Source organism: Aquipuribacter aurantiacus (assembly GCF_051216895.1).
Classification (GTDB): Bacteria; Actinomycetota; Actinomycetes; order Actinomycetales; family JBBAYJ01; genus Aquipuribacter.
In genome coordinates, this window is the sequence record NZ_JBPKAO010000035.1 from 1 (window position 1) to 1,488 (window position 1,488).

General features: G+C 73.5%; 3 protein-coding genes. All 3 read left to right on the forward strand.

Features of this window, described 5'->3' with window-relative positions:
* Nucleotides 1–154: 154 nt before the first annotated feature.
* Nucleotides 155–688, forward strand: coding sequence for a TadE/TadG family type IV pilus assembly protein (locus ACR80Q_RS18260; RefSeq protein WP_435379077.1), 534 nt, complete (start codon nucleotides 155–157; stop codon nucleotides 686–688).
* 158 nt (nucleotides 689–846) lie between these two features.
* Nucleotides 847–1,296 (forward strand): TadE/TadG family type IV pilus assembly protein, encoded by a 450-nt coding sequence (locus ACR80Q_RS18265; RefSeq protein ID WP_435379078.1) that lies wholly within the window; start codon nucleotides 847–849, stop codon nucleotides 1,294–1,296.
* The coding region (locus ACR80Q_RS18270) for a hypothetical protein (protein ID WP_435379079.1) at nucleotides 1,293–1,488 on the forward strand (196 nt) is incomplete at its 3' end. The genes ACR80Q_RS18265 and ACR80Q_RS18270, both read left to right, overlap by 4 nt.

Below are 1,488 nucleotides of genomic sequence, written 5' to 3' on the forward strand. Positions count from 1 at the left end.
ATGACACGGTGACGGTGCAGACCATCACCGTCGAACGCGGTGCCGACGCCGCCGAGGCCAGCATCACCGCGACCGGGCTGTCGATGATCCCCGGCCTCGACCTGCAGGTCACCGGCGTCGCCCGCAGCAGCATCGAACAGTTCGTCGGCCCACCATGACCCCGGCAACCCGAGTGCGCGTGACCCCAGATGCCGGCGCGTCACGACGAACCGCTCCAGGGCTTTCCCCGTCGTCGACCCAAGGGGGCCCGCGAGCGCTCTTTCGTGGCTCCCGGCGCGGCCGGTCGGATGAGGGGTTCGGCGCGGTCGAGCTGGTCCTGCTCGTGCCCGCGATCGTCCTGGCGGTGCTGCTCGTCGTGGCGGTCGGACGCGTGGAGCAGGCCCGGCTGCAGGTCACCGGCGCCGCACGAGACGCGGCCCGCGCGGCCTCCCTCACCCGGAGCATTCCGGCCGCGCAAGTCGCCGCGCAGACCGCCGCAGACGTCGCGCTGTCCGCGGAGTCCGTGACGTGCGCCGGCGGACCGGCCATCAGCGTCGACGGCTCACGGTTCGAACCCGGCGGGGCGGTGGATGTGACCGTCACCTGCACCACTCGCCTCGGCGACGTCGGTTTCCCCTCCCTGCCTGCCACCAAGACGCTGACGGCGACCGCCGCCAGCCCGCTCGAGCAGTACCGGTCCCGACCATGACCCGCCCCCCTGGCTGCGGCTGCCTTCGACGCTGGCGAGCTCCCGGAGCAGCGGGCGGTCAACCCCTGCCACCGTCGTCCGTCTTCCCGGTGCAGGCACGCCCGGGCTGCCTGTCGACCCGACGCCCACGTGAGGGCTCGCAGTCCCCGGGGACCGGCGTGAGCGCACGTCGCGCCTCGCCGCGAGGTGAGCGGGGCTCGGCCACGGTGTGGCTGCTCCTGCTGATCCCGGCCCTGGTGTTTGCGAGCGGTCTGGTGGTCGACGGGGGGCGGGCCATCACCGTCCGGCAGGAGGCGATCGGGCTGGCCTCCCAGGCCGCCCGAGCCGCCGTCGACGAGATGGACCTGAGCGGTTACCGCGGCCGCGGGGGAGTACGCCCGGTCGCGCCCGGCGCCGCGCAGTCCGCCGCCTGTACCTGGATCCGCGTGCACCGCCCCGAGGCCGGCTGCGCCGCCATCACGCACGGGCAGGGGAGGGTCGAGGTGACGGTCACCCTCACCTACCGCCCCGTCCTGCTCCGCGCCGCCGGAGTCGGCGAACGAGTCATCTCGGCGTCCGCGCAGGCACGCCCCGCCATCGGCGACACCGAGGAGGTGACTACCCCATGACCGCCACTGGCACCCGCACCAGCACCGGTCGCAGCACAGGGACCGTGAGGATTAAGCAGGTGGTGGCGAGCATCGTCCTGCTGATCGCCACGATCGGGGTCCCGGTGGGACTGAGCCTGTCGGTGGGTTGGTCCCTGCCGACCGGCCTCGATGCCGTGGAGCGGCTCCCCCTGCTCCTGAGTCAACCCCTGG